Below are 15,375 nucleotides of genomic sequence, written 5' to 3'. Positions count from 1 at the left end.
CGGGATCAGCGCGACGACCGCCCGCTGGGAGCAGGCGTTCTCGCTGGACGGGGCGGGACCTGGCCGGAGAACGGGGTCATGCGGTTCACCCGGCCGGTTTCCGGAACGCCCGCAGGCTGAACACCGGGTCCGGGCGGGGCCGGTCCTGGTCGGGGAGCGCCGCCAGGCGGGCGGCGAACTCCTCGGTGCGGGGCTCGCCCGGCGGGAGCGTCACGAACCAGCCGCGGCGCAGGTCGGCGATGGTCCGGCGGGGGCTGCGGCCCTGGCCCCGGCCGGGGAAGCGGGCCCGGCCGGCCGGGGTGAGGCCATGGGCGGCGGCGAGGGCGGTGACCGTCCCGGCGGCGTCGCGGGCGGGGCTGCGGGGGCGGGAGGCGAGCACGGCGTCGATGTCGCTGCCGACGTTGTGCGCGGCGGCCTTGTCGACCGTGGTGACGTAGACGCCGCCGGGCCGCAGCACCCGCGCGCACTCGGCGACGACACCGCGCACACCGAGGTCGTCCAGCAGATGCAGCAGCCAGACGCTGACCACCGCGTCGAAGGAGGCGTCCGGGAACGGCAGCCGGCGGCTGTCGCCGACGACGACCCGGCCGGGCAGCCGGGCCGCGGCCGTCCGGGCCATGCCCGCGGCCAGGTCGACGCCCGTCACCCGGGTGCCGGGGCGGGCGGCGGCCAGCTGCCGGGTGACGATGCCGGTGCCGCAGGCGACGTCCAGCAGGGCGGTGCCGTCCGGCGGCAGCAGGCCCAGCACGGCCTCGGCAGCGGCGGCGGCCCGTGGCTCACCGCCGCGCAGGGCGTCGTAGGCGTCGGCTTCCTTGTCGTAGTCGAGCATGCGCGCCCCCGTTCTCGTCGTCCCTCGGGGCCCGCGGCTCCCCGGCCCTCGATTGACGGGTCAACGAGTTCAGCTTGCCCCATGCGCGGGTGCCAGGTCTTCCACCTTTCGCGCCAGCCTGAAGTCCAGTTCGGTGAGGGCGCCGCCCGCGCTGTGGGTGTTCACCGACAGGCGCACGGTGTTGTAGCCCAGGGTGAGGTCGGAGTGGTGGTCGAGCTCCTCCTGGGCCTGGGCGATGTGCACGACCATCGCGGTCGCGGCGGTGTGGGAGGCGAGCCGGTAGGTGCGGGTGAGCCGGTCGTCCTCGACGGCCCAGCCGGGCAGCTCGGCCAGCCGGTCCTCGATCTCCTTCTGCGACAGGGGTTCGACGGCCACGCGTGGCTCCCTTCCTCAAGGGTCGCGGAGTACTCGCATACTCGGCGTACGGGGATCTCGTACCTGACCAGCCTGCCCTGCTCGACTACCGTCGTCCACATGACCACATCCACGCTCGCCGCCGCCACCGCTCCCGCCGCCGACAAGGGCGTCGGCCCGCTGCTGCGGGCCTGGCGGGAGCAACGGCGGGTCAGCCAGCTCGAACTGGCCCTGCGCGCCGACTCCTCCGCCCGGCACATCAGCTTCATCGAGACCGGCCGGTCCCGACCCAGCGAGGAGATGGTGCTGCGGCTCGCCGAGCACCTCGACGTCCCCGTGCGCGAGCGCAACGCGCTGCTGCTGGCGGCCGGTTACGCCCCGCGCTATCCGGAGACCCCGCTGGACGACCCCTCGATGCGGTCGCTGCGCGAGGGCATGGAGCGCCTCATCCAGGGCTACGAGCCGTATCCGGCGCTGGTGGTCGACGCGACGTACAACGTGGTGGCCGCCAATCGGGGCATCCTGATGCTGATGGACGGCATGCCGGAGGAACTGCTGGCGCCGCCGCTGAACGCGATGCGGCTGACGCTGCACCCGCGGGGCATGGCGCCGCGCATCCGCAATCTGCGCGAGTGGCGCGGGCATCTGCTGGCGCAGATGGAGCGGCAGATCGCGCTGCACCGCTCGCAGCCGCTGCGGGAGCTGTACGAGGAGGTCGCCGCGTACCCGGTGCCGGAGGAGACGCCGGGGGCGGAACCGGAGGAGCCGGTGCCGTACTTCGCGCTGCCGTTGCAGGTGGAGCACGAGGGGCGGGTGCTGTCGTTCATCTCGTCGATCTCCACGTTCAACACGCCGATGGACGTGACCGTCGCCGAGCTGGCCATCGAGACGCTGCTCCCGGCCGACCCCGCGACGGTCAAGTACCTTCACTCGCTGATGTCCTGACGGTTTTTCAAGGCTGCGTACTGGAGCAGGGCGAAGCCGGTGACGGTGAGCGCCTGGAGCACCGTCCACACCGTGCCGGCGGTGGTCGGGGACAGCCACAGACCGAGGGCGGCGACGCTCAGCGCCGACCAGGCGAGGTTGGCCTCGACGACCGCCTGCGCGGGCAGCCTGGCGGGACGGCGGCGGGAGCCGAGGGCGCCCACCGCGACGGCGTACACCGTGAGGAATGCGCCGAGTTCGAGGAGGAGGGTTCTGCCGACGCCGAGGAGGTCGGCGAGCGGGCCGGAGGCGGCGAGGTAGGCGAGGCCGTTCGCGCCGGTCACGATCGCGTCCAGGGCGAGGAAGCGGCGCAGCGCGGTGTTGGGCTCGGTGGTGCGGGCGAGGGCGGTGATGGTGGTTGCGGTCATGGGACCACCATGGCTGCGGGGGCCGTCGGGGGTCGATTACCTCGTAGGTAATGCGCGGGCGCCCGCCGAGATGCCCCGCGCCCCTGGGCGCCGAGCAATCCGCACATGACACACTGCCCCCAGACATTCGGCGCTTCAGGGGAGGGCGTTGCGTGAGTGAGCGGCGGCCCGCGCCCACCGTGGGGCAAGTGGTGCTCGGGAAGCGGTTGCAGGAGCTGCGGGAGGCGGCCGGGCTCAAGCGGGAGGAGGCCGCGCGGGTGCTGCGGGTCGCCCCGGCGACCGTGCGCCGCATGGAGACGGCCGACGTCGCGCTGAAGATCCCCTACGTCCAGGTGCTGCTGGAGACGTACGGGGTGCCGCGGGCGGAGGCGGAGGCGTTCGTCGCGCTGGTGGAGGAGGCCAACCAGCCGGGCTGGTGGCAGCGGTTCCACGATGTGCTGCCGGACTGGTTCAGCCTGTATGTGAGCCTGGAGGGCGCCGCCCGGCTGATCCGTTCCTACGAGCCGCACTTCGTGCCCGGACTGCTGCAGACCGAGGAGTACGCGCGGGCCGTGCTGGAGGCGGGGACGATCGGCCGGACGGGTCCGGAGACCGTCGAGCGGCATGTGTCGCTGCGCAGGGAGCGCCAGCGGCTGCTGGACCGCCCGGACGCACCCCACCTGTGGGTGATCATGGACGAGACGGTGCTGCGGCGCCCGGTGTGCGACCGGCCCGAGGTGATGCGCGCCCAGCTGGACCGGCTGCTGGACGTATCGGAGCGGGACCGGGTCACGCTCCAGGTGGCCGAGTTCGCGAGCGGCCCGCATCCGGGGACGTACGCGCCCTTCTCGCTGTTCCGCTTCGCCGAGCCGGAGCTGCCGGACATGGTGTTCACCGAGTATCTGACCGGCGCCCTGTACCTCGACTCCCGCGCGGAGGTCTCCGCGCATCTGGAGGTGCTGGACCACGTCACCGCGCACGCGGCGTCGGCCCAGCGCACCCGCAAGCTGCTGCGCGAGTACCGCGAGCGCTACTAGCACCGCCGACCGAATCCCTCATCTCCAGGAGTGCAGCCCGCATGACCGGATCCGACGCCGCAGCCCCCCGCATCGACACCAGCCGGCCGCACCCGGCGCGGGTCTACGACTGGTGGCTCGGGGGCAAGGACAACTACCCGGTGGACGAGGAGCTGGCCCGCCGCATCCTCGCCGTCGACGGCACCGTGGTGCGCGGCGCCCGCGCCAACCGGCGTTTCATGCACCGGGCGGTCCGTACGGTCGCCGAGGCCGGGATCCGCCAGTTCCTCGACATCGGCACCGGCATCCCCACCGAGCCGAACCTCCACCAGGTGGCCCAGAAGACCGCCCCGGAGGCGAGGGTGGTGTACGCCGACAACGACCCGATCGTGCTGCGGCACGCCGAGGCGCTGCTGGGCGGCACCGCCGAGGGCTCCACGGACTATGTGCACGCCGACGTCCGGGACGTCGACGCCCTGCTGGCCCGCGCCGCCGAGACCCTGGACCTCAGCCGCCCGGTCGCGCTGTCGCTGATCGCGCTCACCCACTATCTGGACGACGAGGCGTACCCGCTGCTGGAGCGGTACGTCGGTGCGCTCGCGCCCGGCAGTCACCTGATCCTGTCGCAGGTCACCCCCGATCTGAACCCGCGGGCCATCGAGCAGGCGGCCGAGCACTTCCGACGCGGCGGCACCCCGTTCTTCCCGCGCACGCTGGCCGAGTTCTCCCGGTTCTTCGACGGCCTGGAGCTGCTCGGCCCCGGTGTGATCCCGGTGCACGGCTGGCGGCCGGAGGCGGAGGACGTGGCCGCGCAGGCGGAGGGCATCGTGCCGGTGTACGCGGGTGTGGCGCGCAAGCCCTGACCTGCGCGTGAGGGCCCCGGCCCGTCCCCCGGACGGCTGCCGTGGACAGGTGTGCTCCCGCGCTCGCCCCTAGGTTCGAACCACCTGGCGAGCAGGGGAGCGCAACCCGCTGCTGCGCCGGCGGCAGACCTCGGACGACGGGAAGGACGCCTGATGCCCTCGGACGCCGTGCTGTACCAGGCCGCCGCGCTCTGTCTGACGTACCCCGACGACGACTTCCGCGCCCGGCTGCCGCTGCTGCGCGAGGCCGCGCCCCCGTTGCGGCAGTTCACCGACCACGCGGCCGTCACACCGGCCCCGGAGCTGGCCGAGCACTATGTGCGGGTCTTCGGCCTCAGGAACCGGAGCCTGTATCTGAGCCGGTGGCGGGACGGGGACACCCGGCGGGGCGAAAGGCCACCGGTGCGCTTCGAGGACGTGTACCGCGCCCACGGCCTGGAGTTCACCGGCGAGGAGCTGCCCGACTTCCTGCCCGCGGTGCTGGAGTTCGCGGCGCGCACCGGCGACACCGATCTGCTCACCGAGCACCGCGGCGGCCTGGAGCGACTGCGCTCCCGGCTCACGGACTTCGGCACCCCGTACGCCTGCGTCCTGGACGCGGTGTGCGCGACGCTGCCCTGACGCAGGGCAGCCGGGGCCGCGTCCGGACCGGGTGGGGCCGCCCGCCAGGTGTGCGGGGCGGCCCCAGGATCAGGCCGCCCCTCCCCTTTGATCCCGGTCGTCGTCGACGATCTCGGCGTCGACCACGCCCTCCTCCTCCTGCGGGGGCGCGGTCCGCTCCTCACCGGCCGGCTGCTGCTGGGCCTGCGCGTACATCGCCTGGCCCATCTTCTGGCTGGCGGCGGCGAGTTTCTCGATGCCGGCGCGCAGCGGGCCGGTGTCGGCGTCGCGCTCCAGCTGGGACTTGAGCTCGCCGACGGCCGCCTCGACCTCGGAGCGGGTGTCGGCCGGGACCTTGTCCTGGTTCTCGCGGAGGAACTTCTCCGTCTGGTACACGAGCTGCTCGGCCTGGTTGCGGGCCTCGGCGGCCTCGCGGCGGGCCCGGTCCTCCTCGGCGTACTGCTCGGCGTCCCGCATCATGCGGTCGATGTCCTCCTTGGGCAGGGCCGAGCCGCCGGTGACGGTCATCTTCTGTTCGCGGCCGGTGCCCAGGTCCTTGGCGGAGACATGCATGATCCCGTTGGCGTCGATGTCGAAGGCGACCTCAATCTGCGGGACGCCCCGCGGGGCGGGCGGCAGGCCGGTGAGGTCGAAGGTGCCGAGCTTCTTGTTGTAGGCCGCGATCTCGCGTTCGCCCTGGTAGACCTGGATGCCGACGGACGGCTGGTTGTCCTCGGCGGTGGTGAAGATCTCCGAACGCCGGGTGGGGATCGTGGTGTTGCGCTCGATCAGCTTGGTCATGATGCCGCCCTTGGTCTCGATGCCCAGGGACAGCGGGGTGACGTCCAGGAGCAGCACGTCCTTGACGTCGCCGCGGAGCACCCCGGCCTGGAGGGCGGCGCCCACGGCCACCACCTCGTCGGGGTTGACGCCCTTGTGCGGGTCCTTGCCGGTCAGCTCGCGCACCAGCTCGGTGACGGCGGGCATCCGGGTGGAGCCGCCGACCAGGATGACGTGGTCGATCGCGGAGAGCTGGATCCTGGCGTCCTTGACCGCCTGGTGGAAGGGCTGCTTGCAGCGGTCGAGGAGATCGGCGGTGAGCTCCTGGAACTGGGCGCGGGTGAGCTTCTCCTCCAGGTGCAGGGGTCCCTCGGCGGTCGCGGTGACATAGGGCAGGTTGATGTTGGTCTCGGTGGCGCTGGACAGCTCGATCTTGGCCTTCTCGGCGGCCTCCCGCAGCCGCTGCACGGCCATCTTGTCCTTGCCGAGGTCGATGCCGTACTGCCCCTGGAAGCGCTTGATCAGATGCTCGACGATCCGCTGGTCCCAGTCGTCGCCGCCGAGGCGGGTGTCGCCGTTGGTGGCCTTGACCTCGATGACGCCCTCGCCGATCTCCAGCAGGGACACGTCGAAGGTGCCGCCGCCCAGGTCGAAGACGAGCACGGTCTGCTCCTCGCCGCGGTCCAGTCCGTACGCGAGGGCGGCCGCCGTCGGCTCGTTGATGATCCGCAGCACCTTCAGGCCGGCGATCTCTCCGGCCTCCTTGGTGGCCTGGCGCTGGGCGTCGTCGAAGTAGGCGGGCACGGTGATCACCGCGTCGGTGACGTCCTCGCCGAGGTATGCCTCCGTGTCCCGCTTCAGCTTCTGCAGGACCCGGGCCGACAGCTCCTGGGCACGGTAGCGGGTGCCGTCCACGTCGCCCTGCTCCGGGAAGCGCCAGTTCGCGTCGCCCATGTGCCGCTTCACCGAGCGGGCGGTGCGCTCGACGTTGGTCACCGCCTGCCGCTTGGCGACCTCGCCGACGAGCACTTCGCCGTGCTTGGCGAAGGCCACGATCGACGGTGTCGTACGGGCGCCCTCCGCGTTGGCGACGACGGTGGGCTCACCGCCCTCCAGCACCGCCACCACCGAGTTCGTGGTCCCGAGATCGATCCCGACCGCACGTGCCATCGCCGTCTCCTTCCACCGGGGCTCCCCTGTCGCCCGCACCTCCAGCACAAAACTTGAGTGGGTGCTTGTCAATGGGGCCATGGCGGGTCGCGCCCGCGATGGCCGCGTGTTCAGCGGGCCCCGCGCCTGCGGCGCAGCAGCAGCCAGCCCACCCCCACCAGCAGCAGGAACGGCAGCCAGGCCGCCGCGTACGCCCACCGGTACGCGGCGAGATCCAGCACCGAGCGGCCGTCGTCCACGTCGGAGGCGTTGGCGCCGAAGAAGGCGAGCAGCAGGGTCGGCGGGAGGGCGAGCAGCGTGGCCACGGCGAGCAGGCCGGAGACGACACCGTCGCGGTGCTCCTTGTCGTCGGCGAGGGCGGCGTCGTGGCCCGCCGAGCGGGCGTCGATGACGGAGGTGAGCCGCTCGGTCATGCGGGCGGAGTTCTCCAGGCTGCCGCGGATGCCGAGGGCCTCGGCCAGGGAGGTCTGGAAGCCCTCGGTGAGCATCTCCGGGAAGAGCAGGCTGTCGATGTACGCCTCCACGCCGAAGGCGAGGTCCAGCTGGAGCTCGTTGACGCCCGCCGACAGCTCGGAGATCAGCTCGCGGGCCTCGCGCGGGGAACGGGTGGACGCCTGCTGGTTGAGGCGCATCATCTCGAACGAGCGGATCCGGGTGCGCTGGAGCACGGCGAGCGCGGACAGCAGGCCCGCGGCGACCAGCGTCAACGCGTTCTCCGCGGGCGGCGCCCAGCCCGCGTGCACGGACACCCCGCGGCCGTGGGCGATCAGGGTCGCGTCCCCGAGGTGCAGGTGGGCCGGCGCGGCGGTGCCGCGGTGGCGGCCGCGGTAGATCAGCTCGTTCAGCGGCGCGGCGAGCGCCGACTCGCCGCGGGCGGCCGCGGTGCGCAGCTCGGTGAGCAGCCGGCCGCCGGGGAGGACGAGTTGGTGGACGTTCTGCCCGAAGGCCAGGGGTCGGGCAAGGGCCAGCCGTTCGCCGACGGCCTCCAGCAGGGGGCGGCCGCCGAGGGTGAGGGCGTCGCGCCGGAAGCAGGTGGCCGCGAGCCACGGGGCGAGCGCGGCGGTCGGGGTGTCGTCGGCGAAGTCGCAGTCGACGATGAGGGTGGCGTCCGCGCGGGGCGTGGTGATGACGAGCAGTCCGGCGCCGGACAGCCGCAGCCCGTGGTCGCCGCCGGGCAGCCCCAGTTGCGTGGGGTCGATGTGCTCGGCGAGCACCGGCACGGGCAGCATCGCGTCACCGGAGCGCAGATGCGCGTCGAACCGCCCGAAGTCGAAGCGGTCGGTGAGCCGGCCGACGGCCCGGTCCGGGTCGATCCGCCCGGTGAGGCTGAACAGCAGCCGCACTCGGGTGGCCGGGCGGGTGGCGGAGTCGAGTGCCGTCGTCGCGGCGGACGTTCCCTGCGTCATCGCCCTCCCCTTCCCCCGGAAGCGGTGCGGCACGCCGCCGGGGCGTGCCGCACCGCCTGTCGTACCGGCCCGGTTCAGGCCAGCTTGGCCGACAGGGTGATCGGCACGGCCTTCAGGGCCTGGCTGACGGGGCAGCCGGTCTTGGCCTCCTCGGCGACGGCGAGGAACGTGTCCTCGTCCATGCCGGGAACCGTGCCCTCCACCGTGAGGTGGACGCCCGTGATGCCCTCACCGGGCTGGAAGGTGACATCGGCGGAGGTGACGAGCTTGGTGGGCGCGTTGCCGGCCTTGGCCAGCATGTTGGAGAAGGCCATGGAGAAGCAGCTGGAGTGGGCGGCCGCGATCAGCTCCTCCGGGCTGGTTTTGCCGTTGGCCTCCTCGGCCCGCGAGGCCCAGGTGACCGGCTGCTGGCCGATGGCACCGGAGGAGTCGAAGGTGACGACACCGGTGCCCTTGAGCAGGTCGCCTTCCCAGACGGTGTGTGCGGAACGCGTGGTAGCCACGTTTCTTCCTTTCGCATGGACTGCCGTGCCCCCCATCCGATCACATTCCGGCTCACCTCACGCGGAAGATGGGCCCACGCGCGGTGAACGGCAGCCGTCCGCCCTGCGGCATCAGATAGGCGTGCTCGCGCCGCACCCGCAGGACGTCGCACCAGCCGTCCGTGATGATCAGCACCGGCGCGCCGGGCGGGAAGTCGTCCGCCCGGTGCAGCAGATCGATCCCGGGCTGCAGGACCGTACCGCCGCGGCCGCGCACCTGCACGCGCCCGGCGATCTCGGTGACGGGGAGATAGCCGGCGTCGTGCGGGGCGGCGTCGCAGAACACCACCCGTGCGGCGGGGACGTCACGGGCCTCGGCGTAGGAGGCGATGGCGCCGAGGGCCTTGCCGAGCAGGGTGCGGTTCATGGAGCCGGAGGTGTCCAGGACGACGCCGAAGGTGCAGCGTGCGACCTCCTCGGGCGGGAAGTGGCGGCCCGCGCGCGGGATGCCGGGGGTGGACGCCTGGCGCCGGGAGGGACGGGCGTACGACCGCAGCGGCACCGGACGGGGCACGAACTCGTCGAACCAGCGGGCCAGTTGCGCGTCCCAGGGCAGCGGCGGGTGGGAGAGCGCGCGGATCTCCTCGATCAGGCCGCCGGGGAGGAATCCGCGTTGCTGGCGCTGGTGCAGGTCGAGTCCCTGGGCGAGGCCGCGGCGGTAGAACTCGTCGAGGTCGACGTAGTCGCCGGGCGCGCCCAGCGGGCCGCTCAGGATGTCCCCGGTGCCCTTGCCGCGCAGGGTGGCCAGGCGCCGGCTGCGGCGCAGGTCGCCGGCGATGCGGTCGTAGACCTCCTCGGCGGACAGTCCGGCCAGCTGCGGGTCGTACAGCAGCCCCTCGGGCATGGTGCCGACGCGCATCTCGCGCAGCCAGGCGTTGACGACGTAGTCGCAGGCGACGTTGAACAGCTGCGGGTCGCGGGTGCCGCAGCGGTCCTGGTGGCGCAGGGCGGCGTGCAGCATCTCGTGGGCGAGGACGAACCGCCATTCCTCGTCCTCGTAGCGGCACAGCGGGTTGATGTAGATCTCCCCGGCCAGGGCGTCGACCGCGGCGATCGCGATGCCGTGGGCGCGGGCGAACTCGGCGTCGGCGACCAGCTTGATGCCGGAGGCGATGCCGCCGAGCAGGGGGTAGGAGGAGATGAACCAGCTCAGGGCCCGTTCCCAGGGACGGCGTTCGGTGGGGCCGCCGGTCATCGAGTCGCGGCGGCCGCCGGCCAGGTCCATGGCGGTGGACAGGGTGCGGGTGAGGGCGTGCGCGAAGGCGAGCTGCCAGTCGGGCACCTGTCCGTTCCAGGAGCCCCAGTGGACCAGGAGCTGGTCGGGTTCGTCGCGCTGGTACGCGGCCGGGATGCCGTCGCGGCGCCACAGGGCGGCCAGCCGCTCCTCGTCGCCGTCCGGGTAGGCGGCGGGCAGGTTCTCCGGTGGGCGGCCGACCTTGAAGGTCAGCAGGAAGCGGTCGACGACCGCGCAGCGCGCGGCCAGCTCGAACCGGTCGGGCTGGACGCGCTCGCCGTCGGCTGCGGGGACGTGCCCGAAGCCCAGGTGGATCAGGGCGTGGGCGATCGCCCAGGCCCAGTCGGCGGGTTCGGCGCGGACGGTGGGGTGCAGATGGACGGTGCCGTTGGAGTCGATCCGGGCGAGGCCGCGCAGGGGTGCCGCCCGGCACTCGGCGTCGCGGCAGGTCTTGGCCTCCAGCGCGGCCAGCGCCGGGTTGGCCGCCACGATCCGCAGCCCCGCCGCGCACGCCTCGGCGGCGGGGTCGGGCTTGGCCTTGGCCTTGGCCTTGGGCTTCCTCATCGCCGGGCCTCGACCAGCCGGGGCATGTCACGGGCCGCCTCCACCAGGAACCACGCGGGCAGCACCGGATTGCCGTCGGCGTCGGAGGCGATGACGCTCTGGGCGACCTCGACGGATATCTCGGCGAGCTGCACCAGCAGGGACTTGGCGCGGTAGGCGGTCTGCCGGCCGTTCGCCGACAGGTGCTCCTTGGAGACCGGCAGGTCCTTGATCAGCCGGCCGCGGAACGACTCGGCGAGGTAGTACAGCAGGTCCCGGTCCTCGATCCGGCTGGGCCAGCGGGCGTCGCCCTTGAGGATCGCCTCGATGCCGAAGCGGCTGCGCACGATCTTGACGTAGCCGCAGAAGGCGGTGGCGTGGGCCGGGGTCAGCGTGCCGTGCGCGAGGACCTTCAGGGTCTCCTCGTCCAGGTCGGGGCCGAAGGAGTGCAGGGCGTCGGAGAGCATGTGCCAGGAGCGCGGGGTGGAGAACGGCTCCTCGGTCTTGGGCGGCTTGGACCACAGGTGGTCGGGCCGGTCGGTGAGGTGGTCCAGGATCCAGGGGTGGATGCCGTTGCCCGCCGCCCAGGCCAGCCAGTCCTTCGGCGATGCCTCCAGGTGGACGTGCGTGAGGCGGTTGACCAGCGCGGAGGCGATCGGACGGGCGAGGGCGTTGTCGGTGGAGCGGTTGCCCGCGCCGATGACGATCGAGCCCTCGGGCAGCTCGTAGCTGCCGATACGGCGGTCCAGGATCAGCGAGTAGAACGCCTTCTGCACATCCGGGGTGGCCGCGTTCAGCTCGTCCAGGAACAGGCAGTACGGCTCGTCGCGGGCGATGGCCTGCGGCGGGCAGAACACCGACCGCCCGTCCCGGATCTGCGGCACGCCGATCAGGTCCTCGGGCGCGAGCTGGGTGCCCAGCAGGCTCACGCACTCCAGCCCGAGGGATGCGGCGAACTCCCTGACCAGGGAGGACTTTCCGATGCCGGGCGCACCCCACAGGAACACCGGCCTGACGGTGGCCAGGCCCAGCAGCAGTTCGGGGACACGGGCGGGAGTGACGGTGACGGCGGCCTGCAACGCAGGGGCTCCTCAAAAGGGTGAAGGGGTCGTACGCACCCACAGTGTGTGCGTACGACCCCTTCGGCGCAGCCGAATTTCAGGCGGCGCGCTGCCTCTTGGCGGCCATCCACGCGTAGACGAGCACTCCCGCGAACAGGAACAGCACCCCCTGGTAGACCGCCGCGTACCCGGCGCCCGCGACCAGCCACATCGAGAAGCCGAACGCGATCGCGGCGACCACACCGTCGCGCACCAGGCGGGCCTTGTCGACCTGTTCGCCCCTGACGAGGTGGAAGATCTGCGCGGCGGTCGCGAGCAGATACGGCACGGTCGCGGTGAAGGTGGTGACCAGCACCAGGATCTCGAAGACCTTGGCGGTGCCGGCCGTGTAGTTGTAGACCGTCAGCAGCGAGGCCAGGACCACGGTGACGGCGACGCCGACGGTCGGCACACCGCGCCGCCTGCGGGCGAATGGGGCCGGGAACAGGCCGTCCCTGGCGGCGGCGTACGGGGTCTGGGCGCTGAGCAGTGTCCAGCCGTTGAGGCAGCCGGCGATCGACATCAGCGCGGCGACCGCGACGGCCCAGCCGCCCCAGGTGCCGCCGAACATGGCGTTCACGGCGTCCGAGAAGGGGGCGGAGGACTCGACCAGCCTGTCGTGGGGGACGGTGCCGAACACGGACAGGGTGCCCAGCAGGTAGACCAGTGCGGCGCCCGCGGTGCCGATGACGGTGGCCCGGCCGACGTTGCGCCGCGGGTCACGCACCTCGCCCGCGCTGACGGCGGCGGACTCCACGCCCAGGTAGGAGAAGAGCAGGATCGCGGCGGAGGCGGACACCGCGCCGATCGCGCCGTCCCCGCTCGCCCGGAACGGCCCGAGGTTGCCGGCGTCGAAGAAGAACAGCCCGCCGACCGCGACCAGCAGCAGCGGCGCGAACTTCAGCACGGTGGAGACGAGCTGGACGGCGCCGACGTAGCGGGTGCCGGCGAAGTTGGCGAGCGCGGGCAGCCACTGGATGGCGAGGGCGGCCAGACACGCGGTCCACCGGTGGTCGTTCACCGGGACCAGCACGTCCAGATAGCCGACCGCGGCGACGGCGAGGGCCGCGTTGGACACCCAGGTGGTGATCCAGTACGACCAGGCGGCAAGGAAGCCCGCGAAGTCGCCGAACGCCTCACGGGCGTAGACGTACGGGCCGCCGGTGCGCGGGTCGCGCCGGGCGAGCCGGCCGAAGACCAGGGCGAGGGCGACGGCGCCGACGGTCAGCACACCGAAGGAGACCAGGCTGATCGTGCCGAAGGGTGCCACGGAGGCCGGGAGCAGGAAGATGCCGCCGCCGATGATGTTGCCCATGACCAGGGCGGTGGCGACGGGGAGACCGAAGCGGCGGGCGTGCCTGCTGGGCGGTGCCGCGGGGGTGTCCTGCTGGGGGGCCGGAGCCGGTGCGGTCACGGTTCCGGAGTCGTGCATGGGGTGGTGCGCCTCTCATCGAACTGACGCCCGGGATCGCCGGGACGGCGCCCATGGTCGGGCACGGTCCGGCGGCTCTCCAAATCACGCGGTTTTGTCCTGTACGACCCCGTCCGGCACCGGAAAAGGTGCGATCTGCCCGGCGTGCGACCGCGAATCGTCCAGCAGCACCTCGGGGCCGTCGGCCTCCCGCAGCCAGCGGCGCAGCACCTCGTGGATCCGCTCGGCACCGGCGATCTCCTCGGGCGGCGCCGAGAAGGCCAGCGGGGACAGCAGGAAGGGCTTGCCCTGGTCGCCGCCGAGGCCGCCGTGGGAGCCGATCTGCTCCTCGAAGGCGAGCACCTCGCCGTCGGACGGGTCGTGGAAGGAGTTGACCATGATGTCGGCGGTGTGCGGGAAGGAGTGGGTGCGCCGCACCGCGTCGGCGGCGCCCGGCCCGAAGGCGGCCAGCGGCCCGCGCCCGTCCTCCAGCTCGTCGACCGGGATCTCGGCGCCGTACGCCCCCAGCACCACCCCGCCGTGCTCCTCGCTGCGCACCAGCAGGAAGCCGATGCCGGGATGGTTGGCGAGGGTCGGCAGCAGCGCCGGGTGGCGGGCGTCGATCTCCTCCTTGCTCATGCGGTGCGGGACGTCCGGGAAGGAGACCAGGCCCAGGTTGCCCGAGGCCAGCACGATCGGCTCCCTGCGGCGGGCCGGGCGGTACTCCCCGGCGCCCTCCTCCACCGGCCGGCGCAGCGCCGCGCGCACCGCCGCCCGCGCCTCGGCGCCGCTGTGGGTGCGGCGCGCCCTGCGGGGCACCGGCAGCCCGCAGCCGGCCCGCACCAGGTCGCCGAGGGTGAGTCCGTAGCGGGCGCGGAAGGTCTCGCCGGGGCTCTGGCCGTGGTCGGAGAGGACGACGAGGCGGTAGGGGCGCGGGGCGTGCTCGGCGACCTTCTCGATCAGCGCGAGCGAGCGGTCGAGCCGGGCCAGCACCTTCTCGGCGTCCCGGCTGCGCGGCCCGGAGTGGTGCGCCACCTCGTCGTACGCCACGAGGTCGGCGTACACGGAGGTGCGGCCGGCGAGCATGTCGCCGATCACCGCCGCGACCACGACGTCCCGCTCGACGACGGTCGCGAAGGCGCGCACGAACGGGTAGAGGCCGCCGCGCCCCACGCGGGGGCGCTGCCGGCGCAGCCGGGCCCGGACGGACTGGCCGATCTCGCGGCCGACCTCGGTGACGAACGACAGCGCGGTGCGCACCGCGTTGGCGGGGTCGGAGAAGTAGGCGAAGTACCCGGCGCGGGAGCGGGTCTCGCGGCTGCGCCGGCGGGTGGCGATGGACAGCACCAGGGCCTGCTCGTCGGCGCCGCCGCTGAACAGGTTGCCGCGGCTGGCGCCGTCGGCGGTGAGCAGCCCGCCGTCGCCGGTGCGCTCGACCGCGCGGCGCTGGAGCTCGGCGGCGCTGGTGGGCCGGTTGCAGACCATGACGACCCGGCTGTCCTTCTCGTACCAGCGGAAGGCGGGCACGTCGAAGGTGGAGCCGTGCAGGATGCCGAGCTGGCTGGCGCCGGTCTGGCTGGACCAGTCGGTGCGCCAGGGGGTGAGGCGGTGGGTGGGGGGTGCGCCGGGGGCGCCGTCCAGCCAGCGGGCGACGGTCGGCATCACGCCCTTGGCCACGGCGTCCGCGAGCACGTCGTGGCCGACGCCGTCCAGTTGCAGGAAGACGGTGCCGGGGGTGGCCGGGCCGGGCGGCGCGGCTCTGCGCCGGCGGTCGGCGAGCCGGTACAGACGGCGCCGGTAGGCGTCGTCGTCGCGTACGGCGAGGGCGGCGCCGGTGGCGGAGGCCACGGCGGACATCACGGCGGCCACCACCACGGCCGTCTCCCAGGCCGCGCCGCCGCGCTCGGCGGGGTTCAGCCGCAGGGCGAGCAGCAGCAGGGCGCCGTTGAGGAAGAACACCAGCAGACCGAGGACGAGGGCCGGCACGAGCAGCAGCAGCCGCACCAGCAGCGGCCACACCAGGGCCGACAGCACACCGAAGGCCCCGGCGCCGAGGGCGGCGGTGACGGCGATGCGGGTGGCGCTGTCGCCGTCGGGCGACTGGAGCTGGAAGTCGGGCAGCGCGCCGGCGAGCACGAGCATGGTGAGGGTGGAGACGGCCCACACCGCGGTGCTCCGGCCGATCTGGCTCACGAC

Annotated in this window: 14 protein-coding genes; 4 read left to right on the top strand and 10 right to left on the bottom strand. The window is 73.1% G+C overall.

The features are described from left to right. Positions 1-85 precede the first annotated feature (85 nt). Positions 86-829 carry a class I SAM-dependent methyltransferase gene (locus ACSU6M_RS28030; protein ID WP_437073317.1) on the bottom strand — a complete coding sequence of 248 codons (744 nt, stop codon included), beginning with the start codon at positions 827-829 and terminating at the stop codon, positions 86-88. Positions 830-898: 69 nt separating this feature from the next. Further along, complete coding sequence (locus tag ACSU6M_RS28025; RefSeq protein WP_437073316.1) at positions 899-1,204, bottom strand: 4a-hydroxytetrahydrobiopterin dehydratase; 306 nt, start codon at positions 1,202-1,204, stop codon at positions 899-901. A 99-nt stretch (positions 1,205-1,303) separates the two neighbouring features. Between ACSU6M_RS28025 and ACSU6M_RS28020 the strand changes: the two genes are divergently transcribed. Next, the gene (locus ACSU6M_RS28020) at positions 1,304-2,128 is read left to right on the top strand and encodes a helix-turn-helix domain-containing protein (protein ID WP_437073314.1); all 825 of its coding nucleotides are present in this window, start codon (positions 1,304-1,306) and stop codon (positions 2,126-2,128) included. Here ACSU6M_RS28020 and ACSU6M_RS28015 read toward each other — a convergent pair. Next, positions 2,110-2,535: a hypothetical protein gene (locus ACSU6M_RS28015; protein WP_437073313.1), complete on the bottom strand. Its 426-nt coding sequence runs from the start codon at positions 2,533-2,535 to the stop codon at positions 2,110-2,112. The genes ACSU6M_RS28020 and ACSU6M_RS28015 overlap by 19 nt on opposite strands. Before the next feature lie 152 nt (positions 2,536-2,687). Here ACSU6M_RS28015 and ACSU6M_RS28010 point away from each other — a divergent pair, with 152 nt between their 5' ends. The 3 genes from ACSU6M_RS28010 (at position 2,688) to narJ (ending at position 5,014) form a co-directional block, all read left to right on the top strand. Further along, positions 2,688-3,551: a helix-turn-helix domain-containing protein gene (locus ACSU6M_RS28010; RefSeq protein ID WP_437073311.1), complete on the top strand. Its 864-nt coding sequence runs from the start codon at positions 2,688-2,690 to the stop codon at positions 3,549-3,551. Positions 3,552-3,592: 41 nt separating this feature from the next. Next, positions 3,593-4,393: an SAM-dependent methyltransferase gene (locus ACSU6M_RS28005; RefSeq protein WP_437073309.1), complete on the top strand. Its 801-nt coding sequence runs from the start codon at positions 3,593-3,595 to the stop codon at positions 4,391-4,393. Positions 4,394-4,546: 153 nt separating this feature from the next. Continuing rightward, positions 4,547-5,014 (top strand): nitrate reductase molybdenum cofactor assembly chaperone, encoded by a 468-nt coding sequence (narJ, locus tag ACSU6M_RS28000; RefSeq protein WP_437073307.1) that lies wholly within the window; start codon positions 4,547-4,549, stop codon positions 5,012-5,014. Positions 5,015-5,083: 69 nt separating this feature from the next. On the opposite strand, the gene dnaK is transcribed toward narJ, so the two are convergent. The 7 genes from dnaK to ACSU6M_RS27965 form a co-directional block, all read right to left on the bottom strand. Then, the gene (gene dnaK / locus ACSU6M_RS27995) at positions 5,084-6,943 is read right to left on the bottom strand and encodes a molecular chaperone DnaK (protein ID WP_437073306.1); all 1,860 of its coding nucleotides are present in this window, start codon (positions 6,941-6,943) and stop codon (positions 5,084-5,086) included. 110 nt (positions 6,944-7,053) lie between these two features. Next, positions 7,054-8,349 (bottom strand): hypothetical protein, encoded by a 1,296-nt coding sequence (locus tag ACSU6M_RS27990; protein WP_437073304.1) that lies wholly within the window; start codon positions 8,347-8,349, stop codon positions 7,054-7,056. A gap of 74 nt (positions 8,350-8,423) precedes the next feature. After that, the gene (locus tag ACSU6M_RS27985; RefSeq protein ID WP_437073302.1) at positions 8,424-8,852 is read right to left on the bottom strand and encodes an OsmC family protein; all 429 of its coding nucleotides are present in this window, start codon (positions 8,850-8,852) and stop codon (positions 8,424-8,426) included. Between the two features lie 52 nt (positions 8,853-8,904). Next, the gene (locus ACSU6M_RS27980) at positions 8,905-10,689 is read right to left on the bottom strand and encodes a vWA domain-containing protein (RefSeq protein WP_437073301.1); all 1,785 of its coding nucleotides are present in this window, start codon (positions 10,687-10,689) and stop codon (positions 8,905-8,907) included. Continuing rightward, positions 10,686-11,747: an ATP-binding protein gene (locus ACSU6M_RS27975; protein ID WP_437073299.1), complete on the bottom strand. Its 1,062-nt coding sequence runs from the start codon at positions 11,745-11,747 to the stop codon at positions 10,686-10,688. Before ACSU6M_RS27975 ends, ACSU6M_RS27980 begins: the two co-directional genes overlap by 4 nt. 79 nt (positions 11,748-11,826) lie before the next feature. Further along, the gene (locus tag ACSU6M_RS27970; RefSeq protein WP_437073297.1) at positions 11,827-13,200 is read right to left on the bottom strand and encodes an amino acid permease; all 1,374 of its coding nucleotides are present in this window, start codon (positions 13,198-13,200) and stop codon (positions 11,827-11,829) included. An 84-nt stretch (positions 13,201-13,284) separates the two neighbouring features. Then, the gene (locus tag ACSU6M_RS27965) at positions 13,285-15,345 is read right to left on the bottom strand and encodes a phage holin family protein (RefSeq protein ID WP_437075386.1); all 2,061 of its coding nucleotides are present in this window, start codon (positions 15,343-15,345) and stop codon (positions 13,285-13,287) included. Positions 15,346-15,375: the final 30 nt, after the last annotated feature.

The organism is Streptomyces sp. enrichment culture (assembly GCF_964272895.1).
Taxonomy (GTDB): Bacteria; Actinomycetota; Actinomycetes; order Streptomycetales; family Streptomycetaceae; genus Streptomyces.
This window is presented reverse-complemented; position numbering and strand designations above follow the sequence as displayed.

What these genes read in the sequence shown, in the direction of transcription:
- ACSU6M_RS27970 (WP_437073297.1), bottom strand. Translation starts at nt 13,200, where the DNA reads ATGCACGACTCCGGAACCGTGACCGCACCGGCTCCGGCCCCCCAGCAG.
- ACSU6M_RS28030 (WP_437073317.1), bottom strand. Translation starts at nt 829, where the DNA reads ATGCTCGACTACGACAAGGAAGCCGACGCCTACGACGCCCTGCGCGGC.
- ACSU6M_RS28005 (WP_437073309.1), top strand. Translation starts at nt 3,593, where the DNA reads ATGACCGGATCCGACGCCGCAGCCCCCCGCATCGACACCAGCCGGCCG.
- ACSU6M_RS28015 (WP_437073313.1), bottom strand. Translation starts at nt 2,535, where the DNA reads ATGACCGCAACCACCATCACCGCCCTCGCCCGCACCACCGAGCCCAAC.
- ACSU6M_RS27980 (WP_437073301.1), bottom strand. Translation starts at nt 10,689, where the DNA reads ATGAGGAAGCCCAAGGCCAAGGCCAAGGCCAAGCCCGACCCCGCCGCC.
- dnaK (WP_437073306.1), bottom strand. Translation starts at nt 6,943, where the DNA reads ATGGCACGTGCGGTCGGGATCGATCTCGGGACCACGAACTCGGTGGTG.
- narJ (WP_437073307.1), top strand. Translation starts at nt 4,547, where the DNA reads ATGCCCTCGGACGCCGTGCTGTACCAGGCCGCCGCGCTCTGTCTGACG.
- ACSU6M_RS28020 (WP_437073314.1), top strand. Translation starts at nt 1,304, where the DNA reads ATGACCACATCCACGCTCGCCGCCGCCACCGCTCCCGCCGCCGACAAG.
- ACSU6M_RS27990 (WP_437073304.1), bottom strand. Translation starts at nt 8,349, where the DNA reads ATGACGCAGGGAACGTCCGCCGCGACGACGGCACTCGACTCCGCCACC.